Source organism: Duganella sp. SG902, assembly GCF_013376005.1.
Lineage (GTDB): Bacteria > Pseudomonadota > Gammaproteobacteria > Burkholderiales > Burkholderiaceae_D > Rugamonas.
On the sequence record NZ_JABMJK010000018.1, the window covers coordinates 96,931 to 114,190 of the forward strand.

Sequence of the window (17,260 nt, forward strand, 5' to 3'; positions counted from 1 at the left end):
AGAGTGTGAGCCGGCAGGGAAGGAGTGCAGGGTTAGTATCGGGATTCGTGCTCAAAGTGTCAACGGCCTGCGCGATCTAATCATTTTTATGATCGGTGCTCAGTCTCCACCGCAGCCGCCGCCACCGCAGCCGTCTCCGCCGCCTCCACTGTCGCCGCCGCCGTCCGATCCGGAGTCGCTGGCGTCCATTCCATCGCCACCGCCGCAGCCGCCACTGGCGTTCCCCAGGTCCGCGCCGCAATAAGGCGTGGCGCCGACGACATCATCCTTGCGCTGGAAACCATGGCAATCCGGGACGTACACGAAGCCGTTCGGAATGTTCAATTTGCCGTCCAGCGCGAACAGCAGCGGTAGGCGAGTGGGTTTGTGGGGATTGATGTTCTCCTCGTGGCAGGCATAAAACCAAGTACGCCGTATGCCTGCATTCCCTTGTTGGCCCTTGCCCAGCACCGCAGCCGGCGTGTGATGCAGGAAGCGGCCAAACGCTCGCCGGCAGAATTGCTCGTAATTCTTGGTGTACAGGATGAACTCATGCCACAAGTCGTCCGCGACCTGTGAGGGCATGGACACGTATTTGCGCCCGCTTTTCAGATGCGCGAGGAAGAACTGGCGCAGTCCTTGGGCCACCAGTTGGCAGTCCTTCAGGCTGAGGTCAGGGTGACGCGCGCGCAGCTTGTCAAATAGGCCATGCGGCAGGATGAAGTCGCGGATATAGGCTTCGCGGCGTGCGCGTCGTTGGCGCCGCCATAGCACCGCCGACACTCCGGCGAAGGCGAAACAGGCGATGGTGGGGACTATATTCATGTGTGATTTGCCAAATTTCGTTCTCGGGGTTGGTGGATTTCATAATTGCGGCGGCATTAAACCAGTTGCAGAATGATTTCACGCGTGCCAATACGCGATAACTATAAAACGACGGAGACGAAAAATGAAGGTCAAACACAGCCTGGCGCTGCTCATGGCAGCGTTGTCGATGCCGCTCGCCTGTACGGCGGAAAACTATCACTGGGACTCGGTGGCCATCGGCGGCGGCGGTTATGTATCGGGCATCATCCCGAGCAAATCCGAGCGCGGCGTGGTCTACGCGCGCACCGACGTCGGCGGCGCTTACCGCTGGGACGAGAACGCGGCCCGCTGGATCCCGCTCAATGACTGGATCGGCGAGGCCGACATCGGCCTGCTAGGCATCGAGTCGCTGGCGGTGGACCCGCGCAACGCCGCCAACATCTATATGCTGGCCGGCACCAGCTACTTCAGCGGCGGCAAGACCGCCATCCTGCACTCCAGCGACTATGGCAAGACCTTCACCGTCACCGACGTGAGCGCGCAGTTCAAGGCGCACGGCAATGGCATGGGACGCCAGAACGGCGAAAAACTGCAGATCGACCCCGGCTCCAGCAACGTGCTGTACGTCGGCACGCGCCGCAACGGCTTGTTCAAGAGCGTGGACTCCGGCGCGACCTGGAACCGCCTGGCGGGACTGGACGTGACCACCACGCCCAACGACAACGGCATCAGCTTCGTGCTGCCCGATCCGTCCAGCGTGAGCGGCGGCGTGGCCAAGCGCCTGTTCGTGGGCGTGTCGCGTTTCGCGTCGACCGCGCCTAACCTGTACTTCAGCGCCGACGGCGGCAACACCTTCACCGCCGTGAAAGGCGGGCCGACCGGCAGCCTGATGCCGCAGCGCGCCGCCATTTCATCCAAGGGCAAGCTGTATATCACCTACGCCAACGGCGCCGGCCCGCATCCGGGCGACGGCGAGCCGATGGACAATGGCCAGATCTGGGAGTACAACGCGGTCGGCGGCAACTGGGTGAACATCACCCCGGCCGGCCTGGCGCGTCCGTTCGGCGGCATCAGCGTGGATCCGGCCAACCCCAAACACCTGGTGGCGTCCACCATCAACACCTGGATGCAGCAGGGCGGCAGCGCCTACGGCGACCGCATCCTGACCTCGCTGGACGCCGGCCGCACCTGGACCGACGTGGTGGCGCGCGGCTTCGCGCTCGATAGCGGCGGCGCCAACTGGATCAACGGCCAGTCCATCCACTGGGCCGGCTCGATCGAGTTCGATCCCTTCGACACCAAGAAAGTGTGGGTGGGCTCGGGCAACGGCCTGTTTAAAACCACCGATATCGACGCGCCAACCGCCACCTGGAATTTCAACGTCGCCGGCCTGGAAGAAACCGTGCCGTTCAACTTTGAAACGGTGCCCGACGGCCCGCTGGTCTCGACCATCGGTGACTTCGACGGCTTTACCAACACCGACCCGGCGCAGTACGGCGTCCAACACAACCCGCAAATGGGCACCACCAGCGGCCTAGCGATCGCGCCGCAGGATGGGCGCATCATGGCGCGCGCCGGCTCGTCGCTGTATTACTCGACCAATGGCGGCGCAAGCTGGAACAAGTCGGCGTCGTTCAACGGCTCGCAAGGCCAACTGGCCCTGTCGGCGGATGGCGCGGTGCTGCTGCACAGTCCCGCCAACTCTGGCACCAGCTACCGCTCGACCAACTTCGGCGGCAGCTGGACCGCCATCGCCGGCCTGACGGCGAACAACGCGCGTCCGGTGGCCGACCCGGTCAACCCCAACAAGTTCTACGCCTATGACGGCGGCAGCCTGCTGGCCAGTGTGGACGGTGGCGCCAGCTTCGCGGCCTCCGGCAATCCGGGCAGCGGCGGCTCGAATCTGATCCGCCTGGCGCCGGGACGCGAAGGGGACGTGTGGGTGTGCCTGAACGGTGGCGGCCTGACCCGCTCCACCGACTCTGGCGCCACCTTCACCAAGGTCGCCAGCGTGAACCAGTGCGGCGGCATCGGCTTCGGCAAGGCCTCGCCGGATGCGGCGTATCCGACCCTGTACCTGCTCGGCACCGTGGGCGGCACGCGCGGCGTGCTGCGCTCGACCGACGCCGGCGCCACCTGGGTGCGCGTCAATGACGACGCCCACCAGTACGGCGGCAGCGGCAACGCCCACATGATCAACGGCGACCTGAACGTGTTCGGCCGCGTGTACATGAGCACCGCCGGCCGCGGCATTGCCTACGGCAGCGTGGCGGCGGACGGCGACGTGCCGGTCACGCCGGTCACCGCCGGCCCGCCGCCCAATCCGCAACCGGTCAATCAATGCAGCTACGTGGTGACGGCGTCGTGGAACGGCGGCTACAACGCGGCGGTACGCATCACGAACAATCGCAACACAGTGATCAGCGGCTGGTCGGTCAGCTGGACCTATACGGACAACTCAGTCGTGCAAGGGTACTGGAACGCCGCCGTTACAGGCAGCAGCCCGACCTATACAGCCACGCCTAACCAGTCATGGAATCACGACATCTACCCCGGCAATACAGTGGAATTCGGCATGACCGTCAGCGGTTCGGCCATCCCCGTGGTTACCGGCGATGCGTGCAATTAACCAAGGGGACACCATGAAAAAATTCCTGATCGGCCTGTTCGCCGGCATGACTCTGATGCTGACGTCGCAGGCGCAATCCGCGCCGGTGGATTTCGAAGACTTGCACGCGGACGGCGACTTTGCCGCCCTGGTCAGCCCGTACGCTGGCCTGAACTGGAGCGAGGACTGGTACTACGGCGACACCACGATTGAGGGCTACGACAATGGCGCGCACTCTGGCACCTCGTTCGTCACCAACGGCTTTGGCGTCGACAACCTGACCGTGAGCAGCGCCACCACCTTCAACTTCGCCGGCGCCTGGTTCGCCGCGCCGAACACCAACGGCGCGGTGGCCAGCTGGATCAACATCACCGCCTACGACGCGGCCAACCACGTGATCGGCAGCACCGGCAACGTCGGCATCGGCCAGGGCTACCAGTGGATCTCGGCCAACTTCTCCGGCGTCTCGCACCTGACCATCGCGCGTGACGATGGCTGGTTCGTGATGGACGATTTCACCATGCAAAGCCCGGTGCCGGAGCCCAGCGGCGTAATGCTGCTGCTGGCCGGACTGGCAACGGTGGTGGGCCTGGCGCGCCGCCGCCTGCTGTTGCCGGCGGCCCTGCTGGCCATGACCTGCGGCGCCGCGCAGGCGCAAAACTGCGGCACCGGCGGCGGTGCCACCGTGTGCCTGAGCGCCACTGGTTCGTCCGACAACATCAAATTGAACTGGACCGTGAGCGGCGCCGTCACCGGCCTGCAAATCTACCGCGACACCGACGGCGACGCCAATGGCCGCAGCCGCATCGCCATCCCCGCCGCCAGCGCCACCAGCTACAGCGATACCACGGCGGCGGTTGGCGTGCCATACTGGTACTGGGTGAAATTCACCACCGCCACCGGCGGCTCCAACTCCGGTTCCGCCACGGCGGTGCGCGTGGGCGTGATCCGCAACCTGACCAGCGTGCAGCTGTCGGCGCAGATGTCGCCGGGCTGGAATCTGGGGAATTCGCTGGAAGCCATCGGCGGCGAGACCGCATGGGGCAATCCTCCCGCCAACCAGGCCTTGTTCAACGCCGTGAAAGCGGCCGGCTTCAAGACCGTGCGCATTCCGCTGTCGTGGAGCCAGTACGCGGACGCCAACTACAACATCAGCGCCAGCTGGATGACGCGCGTGAAGGAAGTGGTGGACGCCGCGCGCGGCGCCGGCCTGTACGTCATCATCAACGTGCACTGGGATGGCGGCTGGCTGCAGCCAACCTACGCGGCGCAATCGGCCGCCAACGCGCGCCTTGCCAAGTTCTGGACCCAGATCGCCAACACCTTCAAATACTACGACGACTACCTGCTGTTCGCCGGCACGAACGAGGTGATGGTGACCAATGTGTACAGCGCGCCGACGGCGGAGAACATCGCGGTGCAAAACGGCTTCAATCAGCTGTTCGTCAACACCGTGCGCGGCACCGGCGGCAACAATGGCCAGCGCCACCTGATCGTGCAGGGCTATAACACCAATATCGACTACACCTACGCCACCAACACGGTGCCCAGCGATTCGGCCACCAAGCGCTTGATGATGGAGGTGCACTTCTACGATCCGTACAACTTCACGCTCAACACCGACAGCAAGATCTGGCAATGGGGTTCGATCGCCACCGACGCCACCGCGACCGAGACCTGGGCCAACGAAGCGTATGTGGATGCGCAGTTCCAGAAGATGAAGACCCGCTTCATCGACAACGGCGTCGCCGTGATCCTGGGCGAGTACGCGGCCAGCCTGCGCACCGAGTACGATGCGCCCGGCAAATACCGCCAGTACTGGGACCAGTACATCACCAAGTCAGCGTACCAGCGCGGTCTGGTACCGGTGTACTGGGACAATGGCCCGACCAGCAACCATCAGTCGGGATTGTTCAACCGCTCCACCGGCGCGCAAGCGTATCCGGCGGTGATCAGCGCCATCGTCAACGCCGCCAGGTAAGCGGCCCAGTATTCAACGGCGCGGTCCCGGGCGGGCTGCGCCGTTTTTATTGTGGTATTATTTCGATATTTATTGAATTATGGAAGTGTGATGATGGACACCCAAGCCGTTCTGGCCGCTCTTGCGGCGATCGCGCAGGAAAGCAGGCTGGCGATATTTCGCTTGCTGGTCCAGGCCGGCCCGGACGGCATGGCCGCTTCCAGGATCGCCGAGCAGCTCGACATCGCGCCGTCGTCGCTGTCGTTTCACCTGAAAGAGCTGACCCACGCCAAACTCATTTCCTCGCGCAGCGAGGGCCGCTTTGTCATCTACTCGGCGGACATCGCGGTGATGAACGGCCTAATTGGCTACCTGACCGAAAACTGCTGCGGCGGGGCGCCTTGCGGTCCCGCCGGCTGCGCCACCAACCCAACTTCCACCTGACCCATCTCCTGACCATGAACATTCTGTTTCTCTGCACCGGCAACTCCTGCCGCTCGGTGATATCCGAAGCCACTTTCAACCACCTGGCGCCGGCTGGCCTGAAGGCGATCAGCGCGGGCAGCCAACCGGCCGGCAAGCTCCATCCGCGCGCGCTCTCCCTGCTACAGAGCAAGGGCATCTCCACCGAGGGCTACTACAGCAAATCCTGGAACGACCTGCCGGCGACGCCGGACATCGTCGTCACCGTCTGCGGCAGCGCCGCCGGCGAGACTTGCCCTGCCTATCTGGGACCGGTGCTGCGCGCCCATTGGGGCGTCGACGATCCGAGCCACGTGGTCGGCACCGAGGAGGAAATCACGGCGGCGTTCGAAACGGCATACGGCATCATCCGCGCGCGCATCGAGGCCTTCCTGGCGCTGCCGCTGGCCACGCTGGCCAACGACAAGACAAAACTGAAGGCGGAACTGGACAAGATCGGCGCCATCGCGGCATAAGCCATAAAGGACAAACGTGCTCACCGCATCTCTGATCTTCCTCGCCACCCTGATCCTGGTGATCTGGCAGCCGCGCGGCCTCGGCATCGGCTGGAGCGCGGCGGCCGGCGCCTTCACCGCGCTGCTGGCTGGCGTCATCCATACCGCCGACATTCCCGCTGTCTGGCACATCGTCTGGAACGCGACCGGCACCTTCGTGGCGATTATCATCATCAGCCTGTTGCTCGACAAGGCCGGTTTCTTCGAATGGACCGCGCTCCACGTCGCGCGCTGGGGGCAGGGTAGCGGACGCCGCCTGTTCGTGCTGCTGGTCTTGCTCGGCGCGGCGGTCTCCGCCTTGTTCGCCAACGACGGCGCGGCCCTGATCCTCACGCCCATCGTGATCGCCATGCTGCGCGCGCTGCGGTTTTCGGCCAAGGCCACGCTGGCCTTCGTCATGGCGGCCGGCTTCGTCGCCGACACGTCCAGCCTGCCGCTGGTGGTGTCGAACCTGGTCAACATCGTGTCGGCCGACTACTTCAAGATCGGTTTCGCGCGCTACGCGGCCGTGATGGCGCCGGTGAACCTGGTGGCGGTGGCGGCGACGCTGGCGGCGCTGATGTTGTTCTTCCGCAAGGACATCCCGGCCAGCTACGATCTGGCGCAGCTGAAAGCGCCCGAGGAGGCCATTCACGACCGCGCCACCTTCGTCGCCGGCTGGTGGGTGTTGGGCTTGCTGCTGATGGGCTTCTTCTGGCTGGAGCCGATGGGCGTGCCGATCAGCGCCGTCGCCGCGACAGGCGCCGCGCTGCTGCTCATCGTCGCCGGCCGCGGCCACCGGATTTCGATCCGCGAGGTGTTGGGCAACGCGCCGTGGCAGGTGGTGGTGTTCTCGCTCGGCATGTACCTGGTGGTCTATGGATTGCGCAACGCCGGGCTGACCGGCTACCTGACCGCGTTGCTTAATGAGTGCGCGAAGTACGGCGTGTGGGGCGCCGCGCTTGGTACCGGCTTCATCACCGCCATCCTGTCCTCTATCATGAACAACATGCCGACGGTGCTGGTTGGCGCGCTGTCGATCGATGCCACTTCAGCGCAAGGCGTGGTGCGCGAGGCGATGGTCTATGCCAACGTGATCGGCAGCGATCTGGGGCCGAAAATCACGCCAATCGGCAGCCTGGCGACGCTGCTGTGGCTGCATGTGCTGGCCGCCAAGGACATCCGGATATCGTGGGGCTATTACTTCCGCGTTGGCGTGGTGCTGACCTTGCCGGTGCTCGCCATCACTCTTGCCGCGTTGGCGGTGCGCCTCGCTTAACGGAGACATCATGGACAAAATCGACAACCTGCCTAATATCAACCCATCGCAGCTAGACCTGCCGACGCTGGACAAGCTCGCTCCGGTCGGCGATATGAACCACCCGCCGCGCATCCTGATGCTGTATGGCTCGTTGCGCGAGCGTTCGTTCAGCCGCTACCTCACCGAGGAGGCGGCCCGCATTCTGGAGCATTTCGGCGCCGAAGTGAAAATCTTCAATCCCATGGAATTGCCGATGGTGGGCAGCGTGCCGGAAGACCACCCCAAAGTGGCCGAGTTGCGCGAGCTGTGCCTGTGGTCGGAAGGGCAGGTCTGGTGCAGCCCGGAGCGCCACGGCGCGATCACGGCGGTGATGAAGAACCAGATTGACTGGATACCGCTGGAAATGGGCGCGATCCGCCCCAGCCAGGGGCGCACGCTGGCCGTCATGCAAGTGTGCGGCGGTTCGCAGTCGTTCAACGTGGTCAACACGTTGCGCCTGCTCGGCCGCTGGATGCGCATGTTCACCATCCCCAACCAGTCCTCGGTGCCGATGGCCTACAAGGAATTTGACGAGCAAGGCCGCATGCGCCAGTCCGGCTACTATGATCGCGTGGTCGACGTGATGGAGGAATTGTTCAAGATGACGCTATTGCTGCGCGGCCGGGCCGACTATCTCACCGACCGCTACAGCGAACGCAACGAACGGTCGATGAAGGCGATTAACCAGGCCATCAAGAAGATCTGATGGAACTGACGTGACGCGTGAGCGCTGGCGTCACCACGCCAGCAGACGCGGTCCCAGCAACGCGCCCAGCGCGGTGGGAATGAGTATGCCCAGCAGGTACCAGAAACCGACGAACACGATGCTCAGTTCCGGGCAGTGCAGGCAGTAGACGACGGCGGCGGCGGCGCCTGCGGCGAAACCGGCCGCCGCGCCAGCGAGACGCAGCCGCGTCGGCGCGCGCTTGCGCATCACGTTCAGCACGGCGGCGAACATCGGCAGCGAAATCAAAGCGATCAGCAAGGGGCAGTAGCGCCAAGTGGCGCCCCAGAACAAGCCGGCGCGCGCTTCCGGCACGGCGTTCGCCAGGGCCACGCCGGCCGCGATCCACACCGCCAACACCGGGCCGCTCACAAGGAACGGCAGCGCGCCGGTGCGCGCGCCGGGCGCGGACAGGCGTTTGGCCGCCAGCCAGCCGGCGGCGGCGAGGGCCAGCGAGAATACCAGCTTGCCCCAGAACGCAGGCCACGTGAGTTCTTCCAACAGGTTGGGACGCACGCCCAGCAGCGCCAGCATCAAGACGCCGCTGGCTAGCAGGCCGCCTAACAATGGCAGCAGCAGGGTGCGCGTCGGAGGAGGGCCGGCATCCGGCCCACTGGAGAGCATATCGATCAGGTCATCCGTCTTCATTTCGTTTCCCGCAAAGTTGCCGCCAACGCCTTCAAGCCCCGGTGTACCGACACCTTGACCGAGGCTTCGGACATGTTCAATTTCCGCGCCGCCTCGCGCACGGACAAGCCGTCCAGCTTTGTATAAACGATGGCGTCGCGCTGCTTGTCCGGCAGTGTGGCCAATAATTTTTCCACGTCGCGCTGGGCGTCGCCGGCTTCCTGGTCGGCGCTGGCGAACAGGGCCTCTTCATCGTCGATAGGCTGATGCAGGCTGTCCTGGCGCGCGTAGCGACGCAGCCAGTCGATCAGCTTATAGCGCGCGATCGCGTAAATCCACGCCGTCACCGGCAAGCCGCTGTCGTAGCTGAGGCGCTGGTTATGTATGGCCAGCAGCGATTCCTGCACCAGATCCTCCACCTGGTCCGGCCACGCGCCCAGGCGGCGGCGCAGGAAGGCGCGCAGGTAGGGCGTGGTGGCCTGCAGGAAGCGGCGATAGGCCTGGGCGTCGCCGTCCAGTCCTTGCAGGAATAGCGCGTGCAGGCGCAACTCGGTATGGCGCAGCGGGTTCTGCTCTGTTATTCGTTCCATGGGCGCCATTGGTAACAGTCTCATTCAAAAATATTTTTGTTCGCCGCTGTAACCTTGTCGCCGGTTGCAGCGAATTACCTGTCACTGTCCCCACAATGCAGGTAATGCACAATGAAACGTTCGAATCCGCGTCAGCATGATATGCCGACTGACGCCGACAAGTCAAAACCGGTCCATCCGGCATGGCTGCGCTGCACGCACTGGCTTAACGCCATCGCCGTGCTGCTGCTGATCGGCAGCGGCTGGCGCATCTACAACGCCACCGGCTTCCTCGGTTTCAAAATCCCGCGCGATATTACGCTAGGTGGTTGGCTCGGTGGCGCGTTGCAGTGGCACTTCGCCGCCATGTGGCTGTTGATCGCCAACGGCTTGCTGTATTTGCTCGTCAACCTGATGTCAGGCCGCTTGCGCCGGCAGTTCTTTCCGATCTCTCCGCGCCAACTGCTGCGTGACCTGATGGCGGCGCTGCGCGGCAAGCTGTCCCACGCCGATCCGCGCCACTACAACAGCGTGCAGCGGCTGGCCTATGTGTTCGTCATGCTGGACAGCGCGCTGTTGGTGCTGTCAGGGCTGGTGCTGTGGAAGTCGGTGCAGTTCCCGCTGTTGCGCGAACTGCTGGGCGGCTATGAAGGCGCGCGCTATGTGCACTTCATTGCCATGACCGGGCTATGTGTTTTCATCGCCGTGCATGTGGTGATGGTGGCGCTGGTTCCTCGTACTTTGCTGGCCATGCTGCGTGGCCGCTGAACATCATGAAAATTATCCTGCCCAACGACCGCGATTTGATTCTCAAGGACGCCATCGCCCGCGTCGCCCAACCTTCACGCCGTGCTTTCCTGCAGCGTAGCCTGACGCTAGGAGGCTTGAGCATGCTGACCGGGTGCTCGCTGACCGACAGCGAGAGCGTGGAGACCGCGCTGGCCGCCATGTCGCGTTTCAACGACTGCGCCCAGGCGCTGCTGTTCGATCCGACGCGCCTGGCGCCGACCTATGCTGCCAGCATGATCACGTGGCCATTCCCGTTCAACGCCTATTACGGCGAGGACGAAATCCGAGTGGTGGACGGCGAGGCGTGGCGGCTGGAGCTTAGTGGCCTGATCGCCGACCGCAAGCCGTGGACACTGCAACAGCTGCGCGCATTGCCACAGCAGTCGCAAATCACGCGCCACATCTGCGTGGAAGGTTGGAGCGCGATAGGCCAGTGGGGCGGTGTACCGTTTGCCCACTTCCTGCGCCGCGTCGGCGCGGACCTGAGCGCCAAATATGTCGGCTTCAAATGCGCCGACGACTATTTCACCAGCATCGACATGGCGACCGCGTTGCATCCGCAAACCATCATGGCATTGAGCTATGACGGCCAGCCTTTGTCGCCGAAGTATGGCTTCCCGATGAAGCTGCGCATGCCGACCAAGCTCGGATACAAGAATCCCAAGCACGTACAAGCCATTTTTGTCACCAATACCTACTCTGGCGGCTACTGGGAAGACCAGGGGTATAACTGGTTCGGCGGCAGCTGAACCCTCATTCACTTTACAGAGGAATCATCATGAAAAAAATCACCATCGCACTGATCGCAGCTTTCCTGTCCATGTCCGGCGCCGTCCACGCGCAGGACGCCATGAAGAAGGAGGAACCGGCCATGCAGAAGGACAAAATGGCCAAGGACAAGATGGCCAAGGACGGCATGAAAAAGGACGAAATGAAGAAAGATGCAATGAAAAAGGACGAAATGAAAAAAGACGAGATGAAGAAGGACGAAATGAAAAAATAACAGCATGGCCGGATACGCAACACCCTCGTGTCCGGCCTCAATCCTATCCTTTTGGAAAGGATGAAATTTCCCTGGTGGAATCATCGTAGAATGAATTTCATCGGTTCGCGAGGTCGAACCCGCCAGGAGACAGAACATGCATTTCACCGGTTTGAAAATAGGCGCGCGCCTCGCCACGGCGTTTGGCGTGCTGTTGCTGATGTTGATGATCGTCGCCGCTGTTGGCGTCAACCGGATGTCGGCGATACGCCGCTCCATGACCGAGATCACGCAAGGGAACGACGTGGAGGCCAACCTGGCCCAAGACATGCGCCTCAGCGTCGAAGACCGCATGCTTGCGCTGCGCAACGTCATTCTGCTGGAGGACCCGGCGCAGATGCGCGAGCACGTGGAGCGCATGCGCGCGCAGGAAAAAATTTACGACGAGGCTGAGCGCAAGCTGCTCGACACCTTCGCCGTCCACGGCATCGAAGACGACGAGCGTCGCCTGCTGGACGAGGCCAAGGCCCAATCCAACGCCGCGCTGCCATTGATGGCAAAAATCCAGGCGCTCGGCTTGGAGAACAAGAACGCCGAGGCCACGGCCATGCTGATCGACCAATTGCGCCCGGTGCATGACAAATGGCAGGCCGCGCTGGCGGCGCTGGTGGCGAGCGAACACCGTCAAAACGAGGAGGAAACCGCGGCCTCCGACTCGGCCTACAGCATGGCGCGCAATCTCATGATCGGCATCGGCCTGGCGGCGGTGCTGGCCGGCGCGGTGGTCTCGGTGCTGATCACGCGCAGCATTGTCGTTCCAATCGAGCGCGCGGTGGTCATCGCGCAGACCGTGGCCAGCGGCGATCTGTCGAGCAAGATCGTGGTCGACAGCGGCGACGAAACCGGCATGCTGCTGGCCGCGCTAAAGGAGATGAATCTTGGCTTGCAGACCATTGTCGGCCAGGTCCGCAAGGGAACGAATGCCATCCGCAGCGCGTCGCAGGAAATCGCCGCAGGCAACCTGGATTTGTCCGCGCGCACCGAGCAGCAGGCCGGCGCGCTCGAGGAAACCGCATCGTCGATGGAAGAACTGACCAGCACGGTCAGGCAGAACGACGACAACGCACGTCAGGCCGACAGTCTCGCCGCCAAAGCTTCAGAGGTTGCCAGCAAGGGCGGTGCCGTGATCGCCAACGTAGTACAGACCATGGAAGCGATCAACGCCTCGTCGAAACGGATCGCGGACATCATCGGCGTGATCGACGGTATCGCCTTCCAGACCAACATCCTCGCCTTGAACGCGGCCGTCGAAGCGGCGCGGGCCGGCGAGCAGGGACGCGGCTTCGCGGTGGTGGCCAACGAGGTGCGCAACCTGGCCCACCGCAGCGCCGCCGCAGCCAAAGAGATCAAGGAACTGATCGACGATTCGGTGAGCAAGGTGGATTCAGGCACGCAGCTGGTGGACCATGCCGGCAGCACCATGAGCGAAGTGGTTGACAGCGTGCGCCGCGTGAGCGCCATCATCTCCGACATCGCCGCCGCAAGCCGTGAGCAGAGCGCGGGCATCGAACAAGTCAATCGGGCGATATTGGAAATGGACGGCGTCACGCAGCAGAACGCATCGCTGGTGGAACAATCGGCGACGTCGGCGGAGGCCCTGCAGGACCAAGCGGCCTCCCTGGCCGGCGTAGTCAATAAATTTGTACTGGCGGGTTTTGGGCGGCGTTAGGATTTGTCGGCTCTTCATCTTTGCAGTTAACTCGACGTAATAGGTGATCACATGGACATACAACCGCAGGCAGCTCGATTTCACACCGAAGCCACAGCTGACGGACTCAAAGTCGTCATTCCCGCCAGGAGAAATTGGGTTACCGTGCTCTTTTTGTCGGCGTGGCTCGGCGGTTGGGCAATGGGCGAAACAAACGTAGCCGGCCAGTTACTCCACGGCGGGGGAAAAACAGCCGCCGCCTTTCTCGTCTTCTGGCTAGTCGCTTGGACCCTTGGCGGCATTTTCGCCCTCGGCAGTGTCCTCTGGCAGTTGGCAGGCCGCGAAGTCCTTACCGCCAATTCTACAGCGCTCATACATAGGGTTGAGATCTTCGGCCTTGGTGTTAACCGCTCCTATGCGGCATCCGGTATCAAGAATCTCCGCGCCACCGAACGCCCCGCGTCGCCTACGTCGAACCAGCGCGTATTGTTCCCGCCGCTCTTCGGCGCCGGGCATGGCCTCATAGCGTTTGATTACGGGGCCAGAACAATCCGGACTGGTTCGTCGTTAGATGAGGCGGAGGCCAAGCTGCTGGTCAGCAGCTTGGCGCCACATCTGCCGCGTCAATTGTAAACCCTGGACCTTCGGTTACAGCGACTTCAGGAAGGCCAGCAAGGCGTCGCGGTCAGTCTTCGACAGTGCCTCGAAGCGCTGGCGTGACTTGGCGGCTTCGCCGTCGTGCCACATGATGGCTTCTGTCAGGTTGCGTGCGCGGCCGTCGTGCAGGTAGCCTACCTTGGCAGCGTTGCCCATCACCTTCTCGGTGTAGCCGATGCCCCACAGCGGCGCGGTGCGCCACATGTTGCCCTTGGCCTGGCCTTCGACAAACTTGTCGGCCAGTCCGGTGCCCATGTCGTGCAGCAGCAGGTCGGAATACGGACGGATGGTCTGGTTGCGCAACTCCGCGAACAGGTGGCCGTTACCGGTCTTCATTTCCGCCGTATGGCAAGCCGCGCAGCGCATGCCGGTGAATACCTTGGCGCCCGCCGCCACCTTGGCCGGATCCACGTTCAGCTCTTCGATCGGCGCCACGCCTTTCGGGAAGCCGCTGGCCAGGCTGCGTTGCGCCGGCACCGCCACCAGCGCGAGGTAGCGCGACAGCGATTGCAGGTCCGCTTCGGTAATGCCTTTCTGCGCCGGAGCGGCGGCGCAGCCGGCGGGATCGGTGTTGCACGAACGGTTGCGATACACCGGCGAGGTCACCGCCATGTCCTGCAGCAGGGCCGATGCGGCCTGCTGGCGCAGGGTCGCTTTCGACGCCTTCCAGCCGAAGCGGCCCAGTCGCACCGCACCGGTCTCCGGATCGAACACGTAGTTGGCCACGCCTTTCACGCCATCGACGTCCGGGGTGCTGGTGGCGCGCGCCAGGATGTCGGCTTCCGCCACCGCTTCCAGCAGGCCGGCGCCGATGATGGGCTGCGCCGCGCGCAGCGACACGGTGTCCGGCACCGGGCCTTCGAACGCCAGCTTCGGTTTGCGCAGTTCGACGGTGGTGCCGTCGGCCAGTTTTTTGCTGGTGGTTTCGAAACCGCCGACGCGCACGCCGGTGCCCCAGTTCTGCGGCGCGCCGCTGGACGACACGGCGTTCATCTGCACCGTGGTGCCGTACACCGGATGCGGCAGCTGCTGGCCGGACGCGTTGGTGGTGGCCACGCGCACCGACATCGAGTCGAGCTGCTGGTTCAACGCGGTCGGCGCCACGCTGCGGCCGTTGTTGACGTGGCAGGCGAAGCACGACGATTGGTTGAAGTGCGGACCTTGCAGGCCCACCGCCGCATCGTATCGGTCGTTGCCAGGCTCGTTATGGTCCCCGGTGGTGAAGTTGGTGTGGAACAGGCGGCGGCCTTCGACGAAGCGCTGCATGTTCTGCATGCCGATGTTGGTGTGCGGCTGCTGGAACATGAACAGGGCGTTGTCCGAATAGTTGTAGCCGACCGAACCGAGGCCGCCGGACAGCGTCTCCGCCGGCAGCGGCACGGAGTTCAGGCGCGGCTGCACGCCGTACCATGGCTTCAGGCCCTGGCCCACCACGTACACCCACTCGTACGAGTAGTAACGGATGCCGCCGTTGTCGCCCTTGGATTGCATCGATTCGGTGGTCGAGAACATCGATGGCGACACCTCGATCACATCGCCCTGTACCAGCGGGCGTGCGTTGATGTTCTTGCCGGCGATCGGGAAGCCGTTGGCGTCCAGCGCCGTCATGCCCGGATAGTCCTTGACCAGCAAGGTGCAGGCGCTGTTGATGCCGTTGGCGCTGGCCAGCTTGTTGTTGGCGGGGTAGGCGATCGGCTTGCAGACCTTGACGCTGTCGTCCACCAGTTGGCCCGGCGCCATCCAGCCGTAGCCGGTCACGCCCGGCCGGTCGATGGCGCGGAAGAAGGCCACGCCGCCGTTGAGGAAATCGACCGTGGTGTATTGGTTGACGATCAGCTGCGGCTTGGTCACGCCAGCCACCTTGCTGTTGTCGATGATCTCCACGCCCCAGGTGCGGTTCTTGAAATACTGCGGCACGAAGGTGAGGTAGTTGCCCGGGCCTTTGTCGACCGGCAGGCCGGTGACCGGGTCTACGGTCTCGTTGGGGCCATAGCCGATTTCATTCCATTCCTCTCCGCGCTCCCGGCCGTGACGCGCCAAACCGCGCGCGCCGAAGCGGGTGACCAGCGTGCCGTCGGCCAGCGTGAACTGCAGCGATTCGATCGGCTCGGCGGCGGCAGGCAAGGGCGCCCAGCCGGCGCCGCTGGCGGGGAACTTCAACGCCGAAGTGGTCGTGGTGCCCAGGGTGTTGTCGCTGCCCGGCGTCTTGAACTCGACTTCGAACAGCGAGTAGCCGTACTGCGTCGAGCGCGCCACGCCTTGCAGGCGGATGTAGCGCGAGTTCACGCCAAGGTTGTAGAACTCCTCGGTGCCGCCCCGGCCGTTGGTGACGGTGCGGATTTGCGTCCAGTTGTTGCCATCGTCCGACACCAGCAGGTTGTACTGCTTGCCGTAGGCGTTTTCCCACAGCAATTTCATGTAGCCGACTTGCGTCTTCACGCCAAAGTCGAACTGGATCCACGCGCCGTCGTCAAACGCGCTGGCCCAGCGGGTGGCGGTTTTGCCATCGATGGCGTTGGCGGCCGAATTGGCGCCGTTTTCCACCGGCGACGAGGTGGCCGCGATAGGTTTCAGCGGCACGCCCGGTTTGGTGGTGTCGACCGGCGTCGGGTCCGGGGTTGGGGTGGTCGGATCGGTCGGCGTGGAGGCGCCCGAGCCGCCCGAGTAAGCCTGGATCTCGAAGATGGAATAGCCGTAGTTGGTGGAACGCTTCACGCCCTGCACCCGCAGGTAGCGGCCTTGCGCGCTGAGCCCGGTCCAGTCCTCGATGCCGCCCTGGCTGTTGTCCACGGTCTTGATGGTGGTCCAGCTGGCGTTGTCGTCCGACACCTGCAGCAGGTATTGGGTGGCGTGGGCGTTTTCCCACTCGATGTGGACGCGGTTGATCGGCTTGGACACGCCAAAGTCCAGCGTCAGGTACTGGTCGTCGCTGAACAGGCTGCCCCAGCGCGTGGATGGGTTGTGGTCGATGGCGGCGGCGGCCGACAGGTCGCCGCGCTCGGAACCGCTGGCGGTGGCGGCCACCGGCGTCAGCGCCACTTCTGGTTCGGCCGACGCCATGGCGCCGCCCATGCGCTTCATGGCGCTGGGCGCGCGTTGTTCGCTGGCGGGCGCGTTGTTGTCGCCACCGCCGCAAGCGGCAAGCAGCAGGCTGAGGGCGAGCGGCAACCCTGCGGCGGTCAATCGGTGAAACGTTTCCAATGGTCTCTGTCGAGATGGAAGATTGTTCATGCTATCCCCTTGGCTTTTGGCTGGAATGAAAGGTTGCCTGTGGTACATCACCACGGCGCCGCGCATTCTGCAACAGAAAATGTTTTCACAGCGCACGAATGGTTCAGTTACCTGAAGCGCAATTGCTTGCTGCAAGGCAACATCCATGAGGATAGTTTGTGCAAAGTTGTCCGTCAAGCCATTTGCTCAACAGAACCCAACATCTTTAGAGGTATATGATGAGCCTGATGCCGCTAAGTTAAGCTTTTTCGACCACAGAGCCGTCATTCCCGCCTGCGCGCACTGCTGTCCGGAATAATTTTGTTGACATGGTTTCAAAAGAGTGAAGGTTGCAGTTGTGCGAATTCCTCCATCTGGCGTCGT

General features: G+C 63.4%; 15 protein-coding genes. 11 read left to right on the forward strand and 4 right to left on the reverse strand.

The window, feature by feature from the left end; genetic code table 11:
• Nucleotides 1–99: 99 nt before the first annotated feature.
• Complete coding sequence (locus tag FHW83_RS26720; RefSeq protein ID WP_176649403.1) at nucleotides 100–804, reverse strand: hypothetical protein; 705 nt, start codon at nucleotides 802–804, stop codon at nucleotides 100–102.
• 124 nt (nucleotides 805–928) lie between these two features.
• On the opposite strand from FHW83_RS26720, the gene FHW83_RS26725 reads away from it, so the two are divergent.
• The 6 genes from FHW83_RS26725 (at nucleotide 929) to arsH (ending at nucleotide 8,316) form a co-directional block, all read left to right on the forward strand.
• A complete protein-coding gene (locus FHW83_RS26725; RefSeq protein WP_176649404.1) occupies nucleotides 929–3,415 on the forward strand; it encodes a cellulose binding domain-containing protein in 2,487 nt (828 codons plus the stop codon).
• A gap of 13 nt (nucleotides 3,416–3,428) precedes the next feature.
• A complete protein-coding gene (locus FHW83_RS30950; protein ID WP_229224375.1) occupies nucleotides 3,429–5,375 on the forward strand; it encodes a glycoside hydrolase family 5 protein in 1,947 nt (648 codons plus the stop codon).
• A gap of 93 nt (nucleotides 5,376–5,468) precedes the next feature.
• Nucleotides 5,469–5,798 (forward strand): helix-turn-helix transcriptional regulator, encoded by a 330-nt coding sequence (locus tag FHW83_RS26735; protein ID WP_176649421.1) that lies wholly within the window; start codon nucleotides 5,469–5,471, stop codon nucleotides 5,796–5,798.
• Between the two features lie 14 nt (nucleotides 5,799–5,812).
• Nucleotides 5,813–6,292, forward strand: coding sequence for an arsenate reductase ArsC (locus FHW83_RS26740; RefSeq protein ID WP_176649405.1), 480 nt, complete (start codon nucleotides 5,813–5,815; stop codon nucleotides 6,290–6,292).
• A gap of 16 nt (nucleotides 6,293–6,308) precedes the next feature.
• Nucleotides 6,309–7,589 (forward strand): arsenic transporter, encoded by a 1,281-nt coding sequence (locus tag FHW83_RS26745; RefSeq protein WP_176649406.1) that lies wholly within the window; start codon nucleotides 6,309–6,311, stop codon nucleotides 7,587–7,589.
• 10 nt (nucleotides 7,590–7,599) lie between these two features.
• On the forward strand, nucleotides 7,600–8,316 hold the full coding sequence (arsH, locus tag FHW83_RS26750) for an arsenical resistance protein ArsH (RefSeq protein WP_176649407.1): 717 nt from the start codon (nucleotides 7,600–7,602) through the stop codon (nucleotides 8,314–8,316).
• A 30-nt stretch (nucleotides 8,317–8,346) separates the two neighbouring features.
• Here the strand turns inward: arsH and FHW83_RS26755 are convergent, their stop codons facing one another.
• Together FHW83_RS26755 and FHW83_RS26760 are read right to left on the reverse strand one after the other, a co-directional pair.
• Nucleotides 8,347–8,982, reverse strand: coding sequence for an NrsF family protein (locus FHW83_RS26755; protein WP_176649408.1), 636 nt, complete (start codon nucleotides 8,980–8,982; stop codon nucleotides 8,347–8,349).
• On the reverse strand, nucleotides 8,979–9,551 hold the full coding sequence (locus FHW83_RS26760) for a sigma-70 family RNA polymerase sigma factor (protein WP_229224376.1): 573 nt from the start codon (nucleotides 9,549–9,551) through the stop codon (nucleotides 8,979–8,981). The genes FHW83_RS26755 and FHW83_RS26760 overlap by 4 nt, the downstream gene beginning before the upstream one ends.
• A 111-nt stretch (nucleotides 9,552–9,662) precedes the next feature.
• On the opposite strand from FHW83_RS26760, the gene FHW83_RS26765 reads away from it, so the two are divergent.
• From FHW83_RS26765 to FHW83_RS26785, 5 genes are all read left to right on the forward strand, one after another.
• Nucleotides 9,663–10,298, forward strand: a complete 636-nt coding sequence (locus FHW83_RS26765) for a cytochrome b/b6 domain-containing protein (RefSeq protein WP_229224377.1) — start codon at nucleotides 9,663–9,665, stop codon at nucleotides 10,296–10,298.
• A 5-nt stretch (nucleotides 10,299–10,303) separates the two neighbouring features.
• Nucleotides 10,304–11,068, forward strand: a complete 765-nt coding sequence (locus FHW83_RS26770; RefSeq protein ID WP_176649411.1) for a molybdopterin-dependent oxidoreductase — start codon at nucleotides 10,304–10,306, stop codon at nucleotides 11,066–11,068.
• A gap of 29 nt (nucleotides 11,069–11,097) precedes the next feature.
• Nucleotides 11,098–11,322 (forward strand): pentapeptide MXKDX repeat protein, encoded by a 225-nt coding sequence (locus tag FHW83_RS26775; protein ID WP_176649412.1) that lies wholly within the window; start codon nucleotides 11,098–11,100, stop codon nucleotides 11,320–11,322.
• A 136-nt stretch (nucleotides 11,323–11,458) separates the two neighbouring features.
• Nucleotides 11,459–13,030 carry a methyl-accepting chemotaxis protein gene (locus FHW83_RS31190; RefSeq protein WP_176649413.1) on the forward strand — a complete coding sequence of 524 codons (1,572 nt, stop codon included), beginning with the start codon at nucleotides 11,459–11,461 and terminating at the stop codon, nucleotides 13,028–13,030.
• A 51-nt stretch (nucleotides 13,031–13,081) separates the two neighbouring features.
• Nucleotides 13,082–13,642, forward strand: a complete 561-nt coding sequence (locus FHW83_RS26785) for a hypothetical protein (RefSeq protein ID WP_176649414.1) — start codon at nucleotides 13,082–13,084, stop codon at nucleotides 13,640–13,642.
• Between the two features lie 15 nt (nucleotides 13,643–13,657).
• On the opposite strand, the gene FHW83_RS26790 is transcribed toward FHW83_RS26785, so the two are convergent.
• On the reverse strand, nucleotides 13,658–16,897 hold the full coding sequence (locus FHW83_RS26790; RefSeq protein WP_176649415.1) for a di-heme oxidoredictase family protein: 3,240 nt from the start codon (nucleotides 16,895–16,897) through the stop codon (nucleotides 13,658–13,660).
• Nucleotides 16,898–17,260 lie beyond the last annotated feature (363 nt).